This window comes from Micromonospora sp. NPDC047620 (assembly GCF_043205005.1).
Classification (GTDB): domain Bacteria; phylum Actinomycetota; class Actinomycetes; order Mycobacteriales; family Micromonosporaceae; genus Micromonospora.
Genome location: NZ_JBIDDG010000153.1, coordinates 1 through 1,179, shown reverse-complemented (window position 1 = coordinate 1,179; position 1,179 = coordinate 1). Strand labels below are relative to the sequence as shown.

Annotated in this window: 2 protein-coding genes; both read right to left on the bottom strand. The window is 67.0% G+C overall.

Annotated features, from left to right (window positions below):
- A partial coding sequence (locus tag ACGF5C_RS34880) for a hypothetical protein (protein WP_393308703.1) occupies positions 1 to 298 on the bottom strand: 298 nt, incomplete at its 3' end.
- A gap of 561 nt (positions 299 to 859) precedes the next feature.
- Positions 860 to 1,179 (bottom strand): MarR family winged helix-turn-helix transcriptional regulator (locus ACGF5C_RS34875; protein ID WP_393308701.1); only part of this gene is annotated, 320 nt, incomplete at its 5' end.

Here is a 1,179-nt window from a genome sequence, read left to right as displayed (position 1 = left end):
CGCGCGCCGCCAGTTGTGGTGTCCTGCCGAGTTTGTCCCACAACCCCGTGAGCAGCCCGAGCGTGGCCGAAAAGCTGGCCTGGCACCGTTGCTCGTGGGTGCCTTCGCCCGCGTCGAGGCGATGCACCTGCACGGGCTGCTCGGCCGCGACAACCACCTCCTCGCCGCGGCGAATCTCGTCTTCCACGGTTCGCAGCAGATCGGACCCTCCGGCGCGGTTCAGCTGATGACCGATCCCTCGAATCTCGACGAACGGGCGAATCCGCTTCTCGACCGGGCGGTCTCGGGACAAACACATCCAAGTAGTCAACGTTGAGCGCGAGGCGCTGCTCATCTGTGCTCGAGTCCTCGGCGGCCGCGGCGAGTTGGATCAGGCGTCGCGCGACTTCCGCAGTCGTCATATTCGTGATCGCGGGAGACCGCGGCTGGGCTGATTCTCCTCGGTGCCGTTCGCTGGAGGCGTGCCGCGCGCCGGGTGCGCGAGCTCCAGGTTTCAGTTGCAGTTGTTGCGCGGTTTCGATGGGAGCGGTGCGGTTGTCCTTGCGCCCCCAGATGTTCTTGAACACGGTCTGACCCCCATGATCAACAGGACTTTCCTGATCCTCGATTGCTCGGATGTTCCCACGACCACCACCACAAGCACCTCGAATCGGCGGGATCGGAACAATATTCGCCCGCCGCGGTGCCCTACCGACACAGGGCCTTTCGACGATCCCCACCTCGCCGAGCTTGTGCGCCGCACAGCCGCGCCGGTCGCTTCGAACTACGCGGGCCGCGGCATGATCACTGCCCGCCGCGCCGCACGGTGAGCGTCCCAACAAGGATCGACCCACGGGCGAGGCCCCGACGCTACGGGGATTCACCGGTCACCGCGTGCCTGCTCCAGCGAGGCCGCGAGCGCGGCCCGGATATCTCCGCGGATTCCGGCCGCCCGCAATCGGGCGATCCATTCCCGGTCGATATCGGCGACGGCCGCGCGCGCCACGCGAACAGCGCGGCGGCCTTTACCGGTCAACACGATCAGCCGCGCACGCCTGTCTGCCGGATCGGGCCGGCGGGCAAGGTAGCCCAGCTCGATCAGACTCGTGACGAGTTCTCCCATGGATTGGTGTGTGATCCCCGCGCGGGCAGCCAGCGTGGTAAGCCGAGTGCCGTCCGGGTCGAGGTTGTAGAACACCG